The sequence below is a fragment of the Paenibacillus sp. sg306046 genome, from assembly GCF_059821225.1.
Map to the genome: position 1 here is coordinate 59942 of NZ_JCAMRT010000014.1, position 16724 is coordinate 76665.

Annotated in this window: 14 protein-coding genes and 1 pseudogene; 6 read left to right on the top strand and 9 right to left on the bottom strand. The window is 56.3% G+C overall.

Annotated features, from left to right (window positions below; genetic code table 11):
• Positions 1–11: 11 nt before the first annotated feature.
• Positions 12–374, top strand: a complete 363-nt coding sequence (locus AC6ROY_RS15535; RefSeq protein WP_500101482.1) for a hypothetical protein — start codon at positions 12–14, stop codon at positions 372–374.
• Between the two features lie 126 nt (positions 375–500).
• On the opposite strand, the gene AC6ROY_RS15540 is transcribed toward AC6ROY_RS15535, so the two are convergent.
• From AC6ROY_RS15540 to AC6ROY_RS15565, 6 genes and pseudogenes are all read right to left on the bottom strand, one after another.
• The gene (locus AC6ROY_RS15540; RefSeq protein WP_500101483.1) at positions 501–2561 is read right to left on the bottom strand and encodes a methyl-accepting chemotaxis protein; all 2061 of its coding nucleotides are present in this window, start codon (positions 2559–2561) and stop codon (positions 501–503) included.
• Between the two features lie 186 nt (positions 2562–2747).
• A complete protein-coding gene (locus AC6ROY_RS15545; protein ID WP_500101484.1) occupies positions 2748–3218 on the bottom strand; it encodes a methionine ABC transporter permease in 471 nt (156 codons plus the stop codon).
• A 50-nt stretch (positions 3219–3268) separates the two neighbouring features.
• Positions 3269–3955 (bottom strand): annotated as a pseudogene (locus AC6ROY_RS15550) (methionine ABC transporter ATP-binding protein); the annotation flags it as partial.
• 384 nt (positions 3956–4339) lie between these two features.
• Positions 4340–4633 carry a DUF2325 domain-containing protein gene (locus AC6ROY_RS15555; protein ID WP_500101485.1) on the bottom strand — a complete coding sequence of 98 codons (294 nt, stop codon included), beginning with the start codon at positions 4631–4633 and terminating at the stop codon, positions 4340–4342.
• A 175-nt stretch (positions 4634–4808) separates the two neighbouring features.
• The gene (locus AC6ROY_RS15560; protein ID WP_500101486.1) at positions 4809–5528 is read right to left on the bottom strand and encodes an SDR family NAD(P)-dependent oxidoreductase; all 720 of its coding nucleotides are present in this window, start codon (positions 5526–5528) and stop codon (positions 4809–4811) included.
• Between the two features lie 565 nt (positions 5529–6093).
• Entirely contained in the window at positions 6094–6600 is a 507-nt protein-coding gene (locus tag AC6ROY_RS15565) for a MerR family transcriptional regulator (protein ID WP_500101487.1), read from the bottom strand.
• A 181-nt stretch (positions 6601–6781) separates the two neighbouring features.
• On the opposite strand from AC6ROY_RS15565, the gene AC6ROY_RS15570 reads away from it, so the two are divergent.
• On the top strand, positions 6782–7639 hold the full coding sequence (locus AC6ROY_RS15570) for an SDR family NAD(P)-dependent oxidoreductase (protein ID WP_500101488.1): 858 nt from the start codon (positions 6782–6784) through the stop codon (positions 7637–7639).
• Between the two features lie 208 nt (positions 7640–7847).
• Here AC6ROY_RS15570 and AC6ROY_RS15575 read toward each other — a convergent pair whose 3' ends face one another.
• Positions 7848–8690, bottom strand: a complete 843-nt coding sequence (locus AC6ROY_RS15575) for a sulfurtransferase (protein WP_500101489.1) — start codon at positions 8688–8690, stop codon at positions 7848–7850.
• Between the two features lie 103 nt (positions 8691–8793).
• On the opposite strand from AC6ROY_RS15575, the gene AC6ROY_RS15580 reads away from it, so the two are divergent.
• Together AC6ROY_RS15580 and AC6ROY_RS15585 are read left to right on the top strand one after the other, a co-directional pair.
• Positions 8794–9327, top strand: a complete 534-nt coding sequence (locus AC6ROY_RS15580; RefSeq protein WP_500101490.1) for a GNAT family N-acetyltransferase — start codon at positions 8794–8796, stop codon at positions 9325–9327.
• A gap of 23 nt (positions 9328–9350) precedes the next feature.
• Positions 9351–9947, top strand: coding sequence for a nucleotidyltransferase family protein (locus AC6ROY_RS15585; protein ID WP_500101491.1), 597 nt, complete (start codon positions 9351–9353; stop codon positions 9945–9947).
• 287 nt (positions 9948–10234) lie between these two features.
• Here AC6ROY_RS15585 and AC6ROY_RS15590 read toward each other — a convergent pair whose 3' ends face one another.
• Together AC6ROY_RS15590 and AC6ROY_RS15595 are read right to left on the bottom strand one after the other, a co-directional pair.
• Positions 10235–11476 carry a molybdopterin-dependent oxidoreductase gene (locus tag AC6ROY_RS15590; protein WP_500101492.1) on the bottom strand — a complete coding sequence of 414 codons (1242 nt, stop codon included), beginning with the start codon at positions 11474–11476 and terminating at the stop codon, positions 10235–10237.
• Between the two features lie 45 nt (positions 11477–11521).
• A complete protein-coding gene (locus tag AC6ROY_RS15595; RefSeq protein ID WP_500101493.1) occupies positions 11522–11815 on the bottom strand; it encodes a hypothetical protein in 294 nt (97 codons plus the stop codon).
• A 181-nt stretch (positions 11816–11996) separates the two neighbouring features.
• Here AC6ROY_RS15595 and AC6ROY_RS15600 point away from each other — a divergent pair, with 181 nt between their 5' ends.
• Both AC6ROY_RS15600 and AC6ROY_RS15605 read left to right on the top strand, forming a co-directional pair.
• Positions 11997–13598: an SWIM zinc finger family protein gene (locus AC6ROY_RS15600; RefSeq protein WP_500101494.1), complete on the top strand. Its 1602-nt coding sequence runs from the start codon at positions 11997–11999 to the stop codon at positions 13596–13598.
• Positions 13586–16705, top strand: a complete 3120-nt coding sequence (locus tag AC6ROY_RS15605; RefSeq protein WP_500101495.1) for a DEAD/DEAH box helicase — start codon at positions 13586–13588, stop codon at positions 16703–16705. The genes AC6ROY_RS15600 and AC6ROY_RS15605 overlap by 13 nt, the downstream gene beginning before the upstream one ends.
• The last annotated feature ends 19 nt before the right edge of the window (positions 16706–16724 follow it).

Below are 16724 nucleotides of genomic sequence, written 5' to 3' on the forward strand. Positions count from 1 at the left end.
GAGGCGTGAGGATGAAGATAAATCTCCTGTTTTTGATCATCGGTCTGCTGGTGTCGGGACTGTCCAAGTGGCTGCAATTTAAAACGCAGCATGCGTTTTGGGGAAATGTGCTTGTTTTTATCGCAGCGGCCTGTCTCGTGCTTGCTGCGTTAATGTCCGTGCCCGAGTTGAAAGCCGGACTTGCCGCCCCGCATGTGAGAGCGGTTACGGTTTGGTTAATAGTGTTGGTCTGTCTGGCGGCGGCAGCCTTTCAATTGACGACCCTGCTGGTGTTCGGCAGCAAGCAGCTGTGGGGACTGTGGTTGGCCGTGCCGTTTATTGCGTTCGCAGCGGCTGCTGTCAAGCTTTGGCTCCAGCTAAAAAGCATGAAATAAGGACCCCCTTGAGCAGGGAGTCCCTCTTACAACCCTTTGGAAAACATGCGGTTGCGGAGCTTCGGTTTCAGCGCAGATCTGTTGCGGTCCGTTCTGCGACGCCTCTGACAGGGGGCAGCGCCCGGGCTACGCGACCCGGAACTGCCCTAACTCATCCTGCAGCTTTTGGGACAATTCGCTCAGCTGCTCGGACAATGCCGCAACCTGCTCGATGCTGTCCAGCTGCTCCTGGGTACTGGCGCTGACCTCTTCGGTGGATGCCGAGTTTTCTTCCGTTGTGGAAGAAATGACCTCAAGCGCCTGGACAATTTCATCCTTGTGCCGGTGGACATTGGAGGTCGTTTGGTTGATCTGAAGCATCCTTAACTTTAAATCCTCCAGGTCCTTGTTAATGCTTAAAAATACTTGCCTGGTGCTCTCTACCGATCTGGCGTTTTCTTCCGCAATTTTCAAGCCGTGAACGGTGTGCTCGACCGATACCGTTGTTTTCTCCTCGATGTTACGCACCTTCTTATAAATCTCCTGCGTCGCGACAGCGGTCTGCTCAGCCAGCTTGCGAACCTCCCCGGCCACGACGGCGAACCCCCGCCCTTGCTCTCCTGCGCGTGCAGCTTCAATGGACGCATTCAGCGCCAGAAGGTTCGTTTGGTTGGCAATGCCATTGACCGTGTCGACGATACCTGAAATCTCATGACGGCTTAAATCGATATCATGAATAATCGACGACATCGCCTGCGTGGAATGATGGTTTTCTTCCGCCCATTTGGACAGCTGGTCCAGTACGCCAAGCCCCAGCTCGCTTTGCTCGACCGATGCTTGCACCTTCGTTTCGATCACTTTGACGTCGTTGGCAATTTCATCAATTTGGCCGGACAAGGACCCGGTTTTGTTCAAAATATTGTCCGATTCAATCGACTGGTAATTCGTCGCGTTGGCAATCTCGTTAATCGCCTTCGCCGTATCGTTCATCGTAAGTGCTGTCTTGGACGAAATGGACTGCAGATCATGGGAGGACTGATTCAAGACATGGGCCGTGCTGCCCACCATCTGGATCATGCCCTGGATTTTCTGCACCATCTTGTACATGCCTTGCGAAATTTGACTGATCTCGTTGCTGCCCTGTACATCAAACTGGACTGTCAAATCTCCGTCCTCCACCTGCTTGATTTTCGCCAGCAGCTTCGGTATGGATCGGAGCAGGTAACGAAGCGTGATGTAGCAAATCAGCACCAGCAAAATCGCGGCGACGGCAAACCCGCCAATCGTCACCGTGGTGAAAGCGGCCAGCTCCTCAAGCACCTCTCGCTCGGCAATCGTCAACCCGACAGACCAGCCGGTATCTTTACTGGTGGCATAACCGATATAACGGCGCTCCCCGTTATCCTCGATCAGTTGTACCCCCGATTCCCCGGCCACCATCTTCTTGCCGATTGCGCCAAGCTCGCCGCCGCTTTCGTTGATTTTTTCCTTCAATACTTTCTTTTCGTCCGGGTGATACAGCAGCTCGCCTGTTTTCAAGGCCAGAATCGAGTAACCGGTGCTTCCTAGCGAATAGCTTTTCATGATAGCGGGAATATCCTTGAAGGCAATATCCGCCACCGCAAAGCCGAGCAGCTGGCCGCTGTCATTTTTAATCGGATAAAAAATTCCCATCAACAGGTTTCCTGACACGAGGTCCACATAAGGGTCCGAGAAATAAATCCCGTTGGCCTCCACAGCCGGCTTATAGTACGGACGGGTTTTGATATCGAAGTCAGGCTTGGAGGCAACGCCGTCATTCTGAAACCAGAAGCCGTTTCCGGTTGCGCCTGCGATCCAGGCGTCCGCGAAGGAAGGCTCCGCTTTGACGATGGCGTCCAGCGTTGCTTTTGTTTCGGCTGCGTAGGGGGAAGTCGCGGCCACCGCAGCGGATGGAGTCGTTTCGATATATTGCCGAAACAGCTTGTTGGTTGACATCTGCTTGACCAGCGATCCCTTCTCCTTAAACAACGCATCAAATTGATTCACGAGCGCCTGTGTCTTCGTTTGCAGCATGGCCTCTTGCTGCTTGATCAGCAAGCTTCGGGTGTTCGCAAACATATACGTTCCCAGAATAAAAAAGACCGCGACAATGATCACGAGCAGCACCAGGGCCAACGTGTTTGCGATACCGGATCCAAACGCCCGTTTTTTTAAGACTTTCGACATGTTGCTTCCCTCTCACTCGATGTTTATTGAGCCAAAGCTCCTAATGGATATGTCGGTATTTGAGAGATAAATGAATAGGCTTTTACTAAAAAAACATAAATTTACTTTCTCAATCGCTTCGATATCCGATTTCCCAAGGACTGCAGATCTGAACGATCATCACAAGCAAAAGCACCGAGGTGTACATCACGATACGCCAACCAGTCCAATCGTACCAATGGCAAGTCCCAGAACCAGCGCAGGTGGCGCCTCCCGTAAGATGACGCGGCATATAATTTGCCGTTTCGAAGCGCCCATCGCCTGATACGCCTCAATGACGCCGGGGTCGACCTCCAGCAACGCCGTTTCCATTAAACGGGAGAGATAAGGCGCGGTGTAAAAAACAAGCGGGACAATCGCCCCCTTCACGCCGATGGTCGTGCCGACGGGCCATTTCGTTATGGCCGCCATAATAATGATGAACGGTATGGAGCGAATCACATTAATGGTAGCATTCAGGGGATGATAGACAGCTGCATTGGCATAAAGATGCCCCGGTCGCAGCACCACCAGCAGCAATCCGATCACGGTTGAAAAAACAAGCGAATATCCGACCATGACAGCTGTTTCATTAATAGACTTCACATAGAGGTCCGCATCTTCGATTAATTTATTCAACAATTTTTCTTACCTCAATCCTTAAGCCCTGCTCCTTCAGAAAACGCGTAAAACAGATCAATAACCGGACCTTGCTCGACAATGCTGCCATTCTCCATCACGGCAACCTGATCGCAGATTTTTTTGATCACATGCATTTCATGCGTGATAAGAACAATCGTAATTTCGTATTTACGGTTAATGTCCAGCAGCAAGTCCAGGATCTCGTCTGTCGTTTGAGGGTCCAATGCCGAAGTAGCCTCATCGCACAGCAAAATCTCCGGATCGTTCGCCAACGCCCGGGCAAGGGCAACATGCTGCTTTTGTCCGCCGGAAAGCTGACGCGGGTAGGATTGTTCCTTGTCCCGAAGTCCGACCAAATCAAGCAGCTCTCTTACCTTGGCTTCGATCTCCTTCTTTGGCCTCTTGACCAGCTGGAGCGGGGCGGCTACATTTTGATACACGGTTGCTGAAGAAAGCAGATTAAAGTGCAGAAAGATCATCCCGATCTTTCTGCGCATCATCCTTAAACCATGCTCGTTTAATTGCGACATCTCCACACCGTTGATCCGAATGCTGCCTGAGGTGGGCTTTTCCAAATAATTGATGCAGCGCAAAAGCGAGCTTTTGCCAGCCCCGCTGTAGCCGATCACCCCGAATATTTCACCTTTGCGGATATGAATATTGGCTTGCTTTACCGCTTCAACCCGTCCTCCTTTTTGTTCAAACGTTTTACTGACGTCTCTTATTTCAATCAAGATGGCCTCTCCCTTCATACAGCGATAAAGCAAAAGGTCCCTTCCGAGTGGAAAGAGGACCTTTGTTTTTCCATCTGGCGTATCACTTACCAGGATGGTACGATGTAGCTTTTCCAGATTGTCCTTCGCCGCTACCTCTTTCACCTTTTTCCAGATTTCTTCCTCCACGCCTGCGGAAATGCCCACCTTCAGCTTTGCTTTCTCGCTGACCGGACTGGTTGAAGGCGACGGAGCCGGGGTAGCACTGGCCAAAGTTTTTGGATCTGCGGGCTTGGCGCAGCCGGTTGCCACCATGATCAAAATCATGAAAAAACGGACAGTACATGCAGCCTCTTCATCTCTCTCTCCACTCCTATACTTAATTGTTTATAGGTCAAGCCCTATTCAACTTAATTGCAACGCCTTTTCGAGCGCTCCCGTCGCGCCAAAGCCATCGTGGTAATCAATCTTCTTCCCCTTCTTTTTCGCAAGCTCCCTCACGGCCCACATCGAGGTATGCTTGATCGCGCCTTTTAAAACAATAATAATATCTGCATGATTAATGATTTGGAGGAAGTAGCTTTCCACGGGGCCTCCACCCGTTTTGCCGCTGTGATGCTCGATAATGAACCCTCGCTTCTCGCCTAATTTCTTGAAGGTGTTTGTTTGACTACCGCCGATAATCGCCACTGTCTTCATGCTCGCTCCTCCATTCGATGACCATCTTTAGTGATCCCTTCCACAATCTGTTATCCTTATCCTAACTCATTATCCATAAATGTCAATATGTTTACTCGGAATTATTTTGCCGTGCACCGTCCCCCCCACCACTGCCGGATGGGACTGCACTTCTTGCTCATTTCCGCTATTTCGTTTAGGTATTGACATCTGTAAGTGCGGGAATATTGATTTCTTTCACACACGCGGCTTTGGAAAGACTGACAATGCATTTCACCAAGGCAACCAGATCATGAAGCGGAATCCGCGTCCCCTTATAGGCTTCAAGCGCTTTGTCGGCTCCCTCTTCATAAGGAATTTCAGCGGCCAGCTCACCGGGATTGATGCAGGTGACGGCGATACCGTCATGTCTGACATGCTCTCTAAGCGCCTCTGTAATGCCGCGAATCGCAAATTTGGAGGCGACGAAGGCGACTTGGGTGCTATTCGCGTTGCTCAAACCGGCCGTCGAACCAATAAAAATTAGTTTTCCGGCTGCAGACCGGCGGAGATGAGGCAGCAGCGCCTGTATGCAAACAATGGCCGACGTAATATTCACTTGAATCAGATGACTGAGATCGGCAGGCTCATCCTTATCAAACGTGTAATGATCCTCGAACCCTTCTTTTTCCCAAAGCCCCACATTGTAAATGACCACGTCCAGCACAGCATCTCCCAGCCGCTCGGCGATCTGGCTGGCCGCATGAAGCTCCGACAGGTCCGCTTGAATCCAGGTTCGCTGCACCCCGTCATCCAGATTCAAGCTCTCAGGCTTGCTCCGGGAAACGACCCATACGCGATCTCCGGGCTGAGGCACTCCTCTGACAAATGCATCTCCCAATCCTTTACTGGCGCCAAACACCATATAGTTTTTCACGGTTAACTCCCCCTTGTTTCAGATCAAGTACATACAAAGGTAATATACCATCAGGCGTGTTGATTAACCAGTTTTTAGGTGGCTAGTTTTCTTGTATCGGTCCAGCAGGAAGAAAATGGAGCTCTCCATTCGGGAGAAAGCTGATCGAGAAGATATAAACGTACGAAAGAAACGATCAATAGCGATTTGCATGTGATGATGGATGACTTGGTGCTGTTATGCAACCACAACTTGCTGCTTTGTCCACGCCGGCACGGTAGCTTTCCCACTGCCCTGCAGCAGCATTTGTTAAAAACTGTAGCAGGGTGTATGTCGTGAATTTCTTCCCTTTGTCGTGATAGCCGATCGCTGCCACAACCGCCTTTACTTCTTATTCGCTAAGCAACATTTGCGTAAAGTTCGTAAATGGGGTAATCTTTTTCATGAGAGGTCTCCTTTTCGAATCGTGGTGTGGTAACTACCGATTCTACTAAAGGCGAGGCCTCTTTTCAAATTCTATTTCCCTGTTACTGGATAACCAACACGCCTGGAAATATGGTTCTCCTTCAGGCTTAATATTTACATGTTATCTAACGGAAGCCGATGACTTTCCTGCTTTGGCCGATGCGGAGAAATAACTAATCTCGACGGGTGAGGCAGGCTTTAGTTTCGATTTCCCCATTATTTTCTTGGAATCGCCGTCCTGGCTTTCATCCGAGCAGTCCTGGCGGTATTTTCCCTCCTTCAGCTTCATGTCGATAAAATCGACGACCTGTTGCAGCGAGGCGATTTGGCTGACGATATTTTCTCGGTGATTCCTTAAGCGTTCCACTAGTTCGGGATATTCCGCAGGATCGGCGTCGGCGGAGACCGCCAAAAACGGCCGCATTTCCTCCAGTGGCATCCCCGTTTTTTTCATGCAGGTTATCAGCCGAATCGTATTGATGTCCTCTTGCCGGTAAATGCGATGTCCGTTGTCCTTCCGGTCCGCTCGAGGAAGCAGCGCGATCTTTTCGTAATAACGGATTGTATCCTCGGAAATTCCGATTGTATCGGCGGTTTGCTTTATCGTAAAAGTTTGCTCTGCCTTCATCCTGTCCCCCCCCCCCCAGAAATTGCCTTCCTTGTTCATCATACATCTTGGAGCTGGCTCCAAGTCAAGTCTCTTAGCCTTGGGATCAAACTTTGTTATCGCACCTTGACTTGGAGTCGACTCCAAGTTATAGAATGTGCTCTATCGAGGAAAATATCCCGACATAAGGAGGAGACGTAGAATGAACAGGAACAATCGCAAAAATATTGCACTGATTACAGGTGCAAGCGCCGGGATCGGGTTGGAATTAACCCGGAAATTGCTGTCGGATAACTGGCAGGTGGTTGCTTTGAACCGTTCCGATTTTCCGGAAGATGATACGGAAATCCAAAAAGCTGTCATGAACGGATGGCTTCGGATTTATAAAACAGCAGATCTCACCGATTATGCCAGCTTAAGAAGGACTTTGGAAGAAATCAAAGACAAGGAGCAGTGGATCGATATTTTGTTCAACAACGCCGGTGCGTCTTTTTCTGAACTAAGCTATTCGAAGCAAGGGCGCGAGAAGCATTATGAGTTGCTAACGGTTGTTCCGTATATCATTCTTGCGGAATTAAAAGAACTCATAAAAAACGGCACCTTAAAAACGGTGATCAACACCTCATCTTCGGCACTAAACTATGTGAAAGAATTTAATATCGAAATCCTGGAACGCCCCCAAGCCTTCCGCAAACTGTTGGGTCCTTATGCCACTTCAAAGCTGGCGCTTTCGCTGTGGACTCAGGCTATCGCATCGCAGCTTGCCAAGGAAGGCATTAAGATCCGCAGCGTTGACCCGGGCGGCAATAATACGCTAAGAAAAGGAAAGAAATCCGGACTGCCTCTCGTGGTTAATTTACTAATGAAGCTGTTTTTCTCTCCGCCTACCCACGGCGCGAACCAGTTGTATGAGGGGGCCTTCGGGGAACACCGTAATGAGACCGGTATGTTCTTGCTGAAAGGTCAGGCTGCGAAATTAAAGTTTAATGGTCAATCCATGAACGTTTTGGAAAGGATTAATGCAATTTACCAACACGAATTTCTTGGTGAGCGTTCCTAAGGTCTGACGACACGCTGCACGGCTAGACAAATTCATAGCCGACCACGCTCGCCAGTGCGCGTGGTCGGCTCCGGGGTTCTTGCAACTGCTTTCTTCAGCTTCTTGTTTGCAAGCTGTTGACAGAAAAGCCCAAAGAGGGCTGCAGCAGGTCACTTGCTCATAACCTGTCACACCCCCCAAACCCTTGTCCGACGCGGCCTCTCGGCGTTTATTCTTCCCCCACCGCTACCGCATTCTCCCCATAACTAATCCAGTCGCTCCAGCTCCCCGCATACAGCTTCACATTGGCGACTCCCGCCTGACGCAGCGCCAGCACGTTCGGGCAAGCGGTCACGCCGGACCCGCAATAGACGACAACCTCCTCGGCTGCCTTCAGGTCGGCAAAACGTTCCGTTTGCTCCTCTACCGGCTTCCACAAGCCGTCCGCGTTCAGCCCGTCCTTCCAGAAGCGGTTGATCGCACCCGGAATATGGCCTGCGACCGGATCAATCGCTTCCTCCAGCCCCGCGTACCGGCGCGGCTCCCGCGAATCGACAATAACCGTGCCGGGACGGCCCAGGCGCTGCTTCACGTCATCCATCGACAGCACCAGCTCCGGACGCACACGCGGACGGAAGGTGGCGGCATGCTCCAGCGGCGGTTCATCGGTCGTCGGGTACCCGGCTTGCTGCCATTTGGTGTAGCCGCCGTCCAGAATCGCGACGCGATCATGGCCCAAATACGTCAGCAGCCACCACAAGCGGGACGCCATCGCTCCGCCCTGATCATCATAAGCGACGACAAACGCATCCGCATCCACCCCGATGCTGCCGAGCTTGGCGGCAAGCGCGTCCAGATCAGGCAGCGGATGGCGGCCGCCGTGGTGGCTTTTCCCAGCGGACAAGTCCTGCTCCAGGTCCAGATAAAACGCTCCTGGAATATGGTCGGCTTCGTACGCGTCACGCCCTGATGAAGGATTTCCCAAAGCAAACCGGCAATCCACGATGACAATATGATCATCGGTTCCATGTTCAAATAGCCACTGTTGGCTAACCACCTGCGACTGCGTCAAAGCGAACACTTCCTTTACAAGGATAAGTTACGGTATAGTTAACAGTATACAACGGACAGCGGCGGGACGAAAGAAATCCTTACGCCAGAAGGAGCCGCAGCGTATGACCCATTCACCTGAACCCCTTATTCAGCCGACGGCTGACGGCCGCTCAAGTACCGGCTTCTATATCGCGCCGCTGCAGTTCAGCCATTGCCGCGAAATTTGCGAGTGGCGGTATGAACCGCCCTACCAGCTTTATGAATGGCGGCCCTGGGAGCTGATGGCTTCCTTGCAGGAGGAGTTCGCCGATCCGCGGCTGCGCGACGAGCAATACCGCGCTGTGCTGGACGCGCAGGGAGCTTTGCAGGGCTTCGCCCAATTTTTCCCGATGGTCGGTGTAACCCGGCTTGGCCTTGGACGGCGGCCGGACGCATGCGGGCAAGGAAGCGGCGCGCCGTTTGTGCTGGCCATCGCTACAGAAGCGCGCAGGCTGCAGCCGGGCCACGAAATTGACCTGGAGGTGCTGACGTGGAACGAGCGTGCGATCCGCGCCTATGAGAAGGCGGGTTTTGCCATCACCGACACCTATGAGCGAATGAGCCCTGCCGGCCTGGCCGAGTTTCACTGCATGGTATGGTCGCCGCCGGAAAAATGAACTAAAAGGAGTACGATGCTTCTATGCTAGCCGAACATGCGGCAGCTCTTCGCTTGATCGCCAGCCGCCTGAACCGCGAGCAGATCGAATGGGCGCTGGGCGGCTCAGCCATGCTGAGCGTCTACGGTCTGACGGCGCGCGCCAACGACCTGGACCTGCTCGTTGCCGCCAAGGACGCACCGCGCGCTCACGAGACGTTGAAGCAGCTCGGTCATTCCATCGTGATGGCGCCCAAGGAGCCGTTTTGCACGGTCCACTTTACCCACTACACGATTGCCGGGACGGAGGTCGACCTGCTGGGCTTATTCAGCATCCGGCATGAGCAAGGCACATACCGGCTTGATTGGCGTCGGGAGCAGCGCGACCGGATCATACGCTTGGCAGCGGATACGGCCACCGCCGAACGGACAGCCGCCGAAAAGGTTGACATTCCGCTCGCTTCGCTGGAGGACTGGCACGTGCTGTACAGTCTGATTCCAGACCGCATCACCCGTGCGGAAACCATTGAACAGCACTGGCGCCAGACCGGCGGCCCCGAGCCGGAGCGGCTGCGCCAAGCGCTCGAACGGGAGCTGCCGCACAGCTTGCGCGAGCGCCTCGAACGGCTGCTGAACGCTTAGTCCGCTGGCTCCAAATGAACAACTGCTGAACGCGTAGCCGGCCGGCTCCAGACGACGGCCCCGCCCCCGCAGGACAAGCCGCAGCTGCCCGTTTCGGGCGGAATGCGACGCTTCGTGCGGTCCATCCGCGCCGTCCTGTTATCTCCCGGCGCTCCGTTCGCCTCAGCGCGCTATTCGCTCCGGTGCTCTACTCACTCCAGCGTCGGTTCGGCAGGCTCCCGCTTGTCCGCCTGCGTTTACCGGCAGCCCCTGATTTTGCCCCGCAGTTGAACCTCACACAACGAACCTCACACCCAAGCGTCATTTAAATAGCCGCGTTTCTCCCAGTAGCCGACATGCTCCCCTTCGATCAGCTCAATACGGTTGAGCCACTTGACCGACTTGTAGGCGTACATTTTGGGCACGACCAGCCGGACCGGTCCGCCCAGATCGCTAGGAATCGGCTTGCCGTCATGCATGACCGCTACCATCACATCGTCCATATCCGCCTGCTCAAGCGTCAGCGTATCGGTGTAGACTCCGTCGCCGGAATAAAATTTGACCGTCTTCGCCTTCGCCTGAACCCCGGCAGCCCGGAGCAGCTCGCGGAGCGGGATACCCTCCCACGTATTGTTGTACACCGACCAGCCGGTCACGCAATGAAAATCGCTCACCTGCACCGTCCGCTTCAGCTCGACAAACTGCGCCCAGTCCCAGTTGGACGGCTTCTCCACCAGTCCGTCAATGCGGAAGGACCAGCTGGCATTATCGAACTTCGGAATCGGCGTCACCGTGTACACACGAAATTGTCCATTCGCCCCGCCGCCGACGGGCGGCAAGGAAGCGGGCAGCGGCTGCGGCGCAGGCAGCAGCTGGTTCGCATCGCGGGCGATCAGCTCATCCAGCGTCTGCGTGCCGCTCAGGTTGGCCCCGAGCGCGCCGCTAAGCCATTTCAGAAACGATGGTCCTAGCGTAATCCCCAGCCCCGCGCCAATGCCCCACTTGATCAGCGATCTGCGCGACAGCACGCCCTGCGGCTCGGCCGCCGGGTGAAGCATCGGCTCCTCCCGCCCTGTTTTCACCGTCTGCCGATGCGGCTCCTTGAGCCACTTGGCCCGGGTTATCGAGTGGTAGATCAGATACGGCAGCCCGACCCAGGTCAGCGCATCATGCACCACCAGCGCCACGTTCGACACACCCGGCCCTACGGCCCGGAACTGCCAGAGCAGCACGCCGGAGACGAACCAGCCGACGAGCAGCGTCAGCACGACGAGGACATTCCACTTTTGCCACGGCTTGCCGCGCAAGCTTTTCCAGTGCTTCGCCGCCAGTAGCAAATAATAAAGGACAGGCAGCAGAGAGACAATGCCGACGACAATATGCGCCGTTTTCAGCCAAACCCTGCCCTCGCCCAGCACGCCCCGCCAATAGCCGCCAACCAGCAGCAGCCCGGTTAACGCCAGGATGACGACAAGCCAGCCGTTCCAGGCGTGCAGCAAACCCAGCTTTTTCCCATAGCCCTTGCGCAAACGTTCCATGATGGTTGGCATGCGGTTGTACCTCCTCTTGTTTGGCGGCTGCCTGCTGCTCCCGATTTAGACGAGATGAATGACCCTTGTAAATGAATCGCCCCAATCGAGCCGGATCAGATGACGCTTGGGATCATGCGTGACCTGACAATCGCCGACGTGCATCGTCGCCTCCGTCCCCAGTCCGTAGAACAGATCGTCGGCCAGCGTCTGCATGCAGGCGGTACGCTCCTCAGGAGGCAGCTCGGCCCAATCGTTCGCCTCCATCTCCAGAAACTCATGGCAGCCGTCCACCGATTGAAGCGCTTCCGTAAAATCGCCGATAATGTCCTTATATTCCCGTCCAAATTTAATCCCCATGCCCGTTCACCCTTTCTTCGTCACAGCTGTATTGCACTTATTGTACCTGCAAAGCCGCCGCTCCCGCAACCGGACCGCGGCCCGAATCAGGCCCTCCCTGTAAACGGAACGACCCGGCCGCGCATTCGCATGCAAAATCTGGTACACTATAAGGATAGACAAAACGAGCGGAGGGCAACGGATGCTCAAGCTGCAGATCCCGAAAAATCGAATAACGATGCTGGCGCGGTATTTGCGCGACCATTTTGCGGCGGAGCAAGTGGAAGAGGGCTGGGAATGTCTCCACAAGCGGAGTGTCGAAAGCATCGAGCTGCAGCAGGGCCTGGAGGTTCACGCACTTGTACGGGAAACCAAGGCGTACGAGGTCATATTGGATTTGGAGGCGCCGGTACGCAGCCAGTGCAGCTGCCAGGATGGGGATTACTGCAAGCATAAGGCAGCGCTTGTGTTTGCGCTGTACACACCGTACGGCCGGCCGGAGCTGCTGCTGCAGCAGTTGAAGCAAGCCTTTCTCGTTCGCAGCCGGCAGCAGCAGTCCCGGCAGTCGAGCCGTACAGCTGAGAAGCGGCAGCAGGAGCGGCTGGAGCCGCCTGTGCCTGAGCAACCGCCCGGACAATGGCGGCGCTTCTTCGATCAGCAATTTTACGGCTTCGGCTTGAACCAGCAGCAGTCGATCGAGCTGTTTTACAACAGCGCCAGAGAGTCGCTGACCCCGTATGCCGCAGGCTGGCCGCCGCCGCTGCGGGATTTATATGCGCTTCATCTGCTGCTGTTTATCATGCGGAAAATCGAGCAGTTTGCGGCGGATACGAAAAGCTCTTACTTGTCCTATTATATCGAAACCGGCTGCAAGACGGTCGCGCGGCAATGCCAGGAGGAGCTGCAGGAGCGGCTGCCCCGCATGGATCTGATCGGCATGGCGGGCGCTTATCCGGCCTACTGGAAGGAGACGCTTGCGCTGATTGCCGAGGCGGCGCTCACCGGCAAGGAATCTCCGTTGCCGTGGTCAACCGTCTACCGGAGCATCTGGTGGCGCATGGCGGCCGAAACCGCCTGGGTGCGCAGTGAACGGCAGCGAATCCGCAAGCGGCTGGCCGCCTCGGAGCTGAACGCCAGGCAGGAGGACGCGCTGCGGCTGGCGGAAGCCCACTTCGCGCTGATGGAGGAAGGCGACGAAGCGGCGCGCCGGCAGCTGGATCAGTTGAACCGCAAGGAGCCGCGCGACTTTTTTCTGTATCTGCACGACAGCTACCAGCAGGAGCAGTGGGCGCGGATGCTCGGCTGGCTGCGCTGGCTGCTGCCGTTGATGCAGCGGGCCCAGCCGGACGATTTGCGGCAATTTTGCCAGTATTGGATGGAGGCTGTTCAGCGGCAGCCCGATGATTCCGAATGGATCGAGGTCATGGCGGCGCTGCTGCCCCGCACGTACCCGTTTTATACGGCTTATTTGATGCGATCCGGCCGCTATCAGGCCTGGGTTGACCTGCAGCTGGCCAGCCGCGTCTCACCGCTGAACCTGTATGCGCCCGACCTAAACGCTGTCGAGCATCACGATGCGTCGCTGACCTTGCCGCTGTACCACCAGGCGGTCGAGCGCTGTATCGCCGAGAAAAACCGGACGGCCTACCAAAGCGCGATGAAGCTGTTGAAAAAACTACATCTGATTTATACCAAACTTCAGCGCCAGGTCGTCTGGGACGACTACCTGTACCGGCTGGCCGGCAAGCATGCCCGGCTGCGGGCGCTGCAGGAGGAGCTTCGGAGGGAAAAATGGATTCCATAAGCGATACGACCTCGATTCGCGTTCATCTGCGCTGGACGCAGCAGCACAGCTTCTTCATCTGGGGCACACGCTACAACCAGGGCATCTGCGACGCCTACGATTTGCGCGACTGGCTGTTCGCCTGGCATGCGGCTTCTTTCTACGGCTCGTTTATCGAGGTAACCGAAGCGGACGGGATCGAAGGCTTGCTGCTGCCTGCGCTGGAGGCGCTGGACTACTTGGCGGCGCCGCCGACGGTGCAGCACCAGAAGCTGGAGTTTACGCTGGAGCTGGCTGAGCTGATCCGGCTGGCCGCTCCCGTCCGCGACGCGCTTGGCGCAGGGCGCTTTATGCCCGACTTTGCCAAATGGAAAAACGGCGAGCTGGGCTGGAAGCTGGAGCTGCCCGCGATGGCGGCTACCTGGGCTTCGGCGCCGCTGGCCCGGCAATGGCTGGAGCAGCTGATCCCGCTGTGGATTGAGGCCGACGGCGTGATGCGTGCGCATCTCGCAAGGCTGGAGCGCTCATTTCCTCTGCTGCGGCGCGGCCAGACATCCCCGGATGTGTGGATGGATGAAGAGGACTGGCTCGTTTCCATCGGCTGGCAGTCGGACGGAACGCCGTTCCGCACCTGTCTCAAGCTGGAGGAGCCTGCCGCCGACGGCCAGGATTGGCCGCTGCGGATCGTCCTCCAGGACCGCAAGGCCAAGGAAACGGCCATTGAGCTGCCAGCCGGCGTCATCCGCGCATGGGCTGAATTGGAGCTTGAGGACGAGTTCGTCGAAGCGCAAGCTGACCGTCCCGCCGACCTGCCCGACGGCGGCGGCCGGGACAATACCAACGGCGACGACGCGGCCCTGCTGCCTGCCGACTGGCGGCCGCACCGGGTCCGCGCCGTGCGCGACGCGGCCAAATGGACGCGCATCGCCCCGTGGCTCGCGGCAGATGCAGGCGGCCTGCGCGGCGGGCTGTCCTCCGACGACGCGTGGCTGCTGCTGACGCAGGGCAGCCTGCAGCTGATGGAGTCGGGGTATTCCGTTTTCCTCCCCGCCTGGTGGGAGCGCATCCGCAAGTGGCGGCCGCGGCTGAAGGCCAAGATCAAGTCGTCGGTCGGCTCCGGACCGCAATCGGTGCTCGGCTTGAACCAGCTGATGCGGTTCGACTGGAAAATCGCGCTCGGCGACCTGGAGCTGACGGAAGAGGAATTTCGCGAGCTGCTGGCGCAAAACCGCAAGCTGATCCAGATTCGCGGCCAATGGGTGCAGCTGGACCCGGGTCACCTGGAGCAATTGCAGCAGGTGATGAAAAATGTGCAAAAAAAGCAGGGGCTGACGCTGCGCGACGTCCTGGAGCTGCATCTGCTCGGCTCCTCCGAGGGCGAGGAAGAGAAGGAGTTTCATCGTCCGCTTAATCTGGAGGTCGAGCTGAACGAGCAGCTGGAGGAGCTGGTCCAGCTGCTGAACCATGCCCAGCGGCCGCCGCTGCTCGCACCGCCCGCTTCGTTCCGCGGCACGCTGCGCCCCTACCAGCTTGAGGGCATCTCATGGCTGCTGTTTCTGCGGCAATGCGGCCTTGGCGGCTGTCTGGCCGACGATATGGGCCTCGGCAAAACGATTCAGATGATCACCTATTTGCTCCATCTGCGCGAACAGCAGCAAGCTGGGCCAAGCGCAGACGCGCTGCAGCACCCATGGCCTGCCGCCGCAGAAGGCAGCCCCGCAGGCAGCCCGCACCCGCAGCACCCGCAGCCCGAAGCTCGCGGCGCGGACGGCTTCCTCGCCGGCCTGCAGCGCAGGACACAGGCGGACGCGCAGCCTGCCGGCCCGTCGCTGCTCATCTGTCCGACGTCTGTGCTCGGCAACTGGCAGAAGGAGCTGCAGCGGTTTGCGCCCGACCTGCGCATCCATCTGCACTATGGCCCAAGCCGGGCCAAGGGCGATGCCTTCATGGCGGCCGTCGGCGCGTGCGATATCGTGCTGACGACCTATACGCTTTCCCACCTCGACGAAGCCGAGCTTGGCTTCATCGAGTGGGAATGCATCTGTCTGGATGAGGCGCAAAACATCAAAAACGCCTACACGAAGCAAGCGTCCTCCATCCGGACGCTGCAGGCGCGCCACCGCATCGCGTTGACCGGTACGCCGATTGAAAACCGGCTGACGGAGCTGTGGTCGATTTTTGACTTTCTGAATCCCGGTTACCTCGGAACGCTGCGTGACTTCACCCAGCGGTACGTCCATGTGATCGAACGGACTCAGGATGCCGAGCTGATCGCCAAGGTGCAGCGGCTGATCCGTCCGTTTCTGCTCCGCCGCGTGAAAAAAGATCCGTCAATCCAGCTCGATCTGCCGGATAAATATGAATACAAATCGTATATTTCGCTCACGGCGGAGCAAGCAACCTTGTATGAGCATTACATCCGGGATATGTTCGAGCGGCTCGACAAGCTGTCGACAATGGAGCGGCGCGGCCTTATTCTCGCCTCGCTGACCAAGCTCAAGCAGCTGTGCAATCATCCGGGGCTGGCTGGGGGCGCCGGCAGCGCGACAAGCGCGCGCCTGAACTGGCGCGGCCGGTCGAACAAGGTGGAGCGGCTGCTGGAGATGGTGCAGGAGCTGCGGCAGGAAGGCGACAAATGCCTGATTTTCACCCAATTTGTCGAAACCGGCCACCTGCTGCAGCAGGCGCTGACCGAGGAATTCGGCGGAAAAATCCCGTTCCTGCACGGCGGCTCCGCCAAGGTGGAACGGGATCGGATGATCGACGCGTTTCAGAACAGCTCCGGACAGGCTGCGAGCGAATCCGGCATTTTCCTGCTGTCGCTCAAGGCAGGCGGCACCGGACTGAATTTGACCGCGGCGAACCATGTGTTTCATTTTGACCGCTGGTGGAACCCCGCCGTGGAAAATCAGGCGACAGACCGGGCGTTCCGCATCGGGCAAACCCGTCACGTCCAGGTCCACAAATTCGTGACCCTCGGCACGCTGGAGGAGCGCATAGATGAAATGATCGAGCGCAAGCTTGGCTTGAGCCAGCAAATCGTCGGAACCGGGGAGCAGTGGATTACCGAGCTGTCCACCGATGATTTGCGGGACTTGTTCACTTTGCGCAGCGAGTGGGTCGATTAGGGCGTGTCTCAAAAATCGC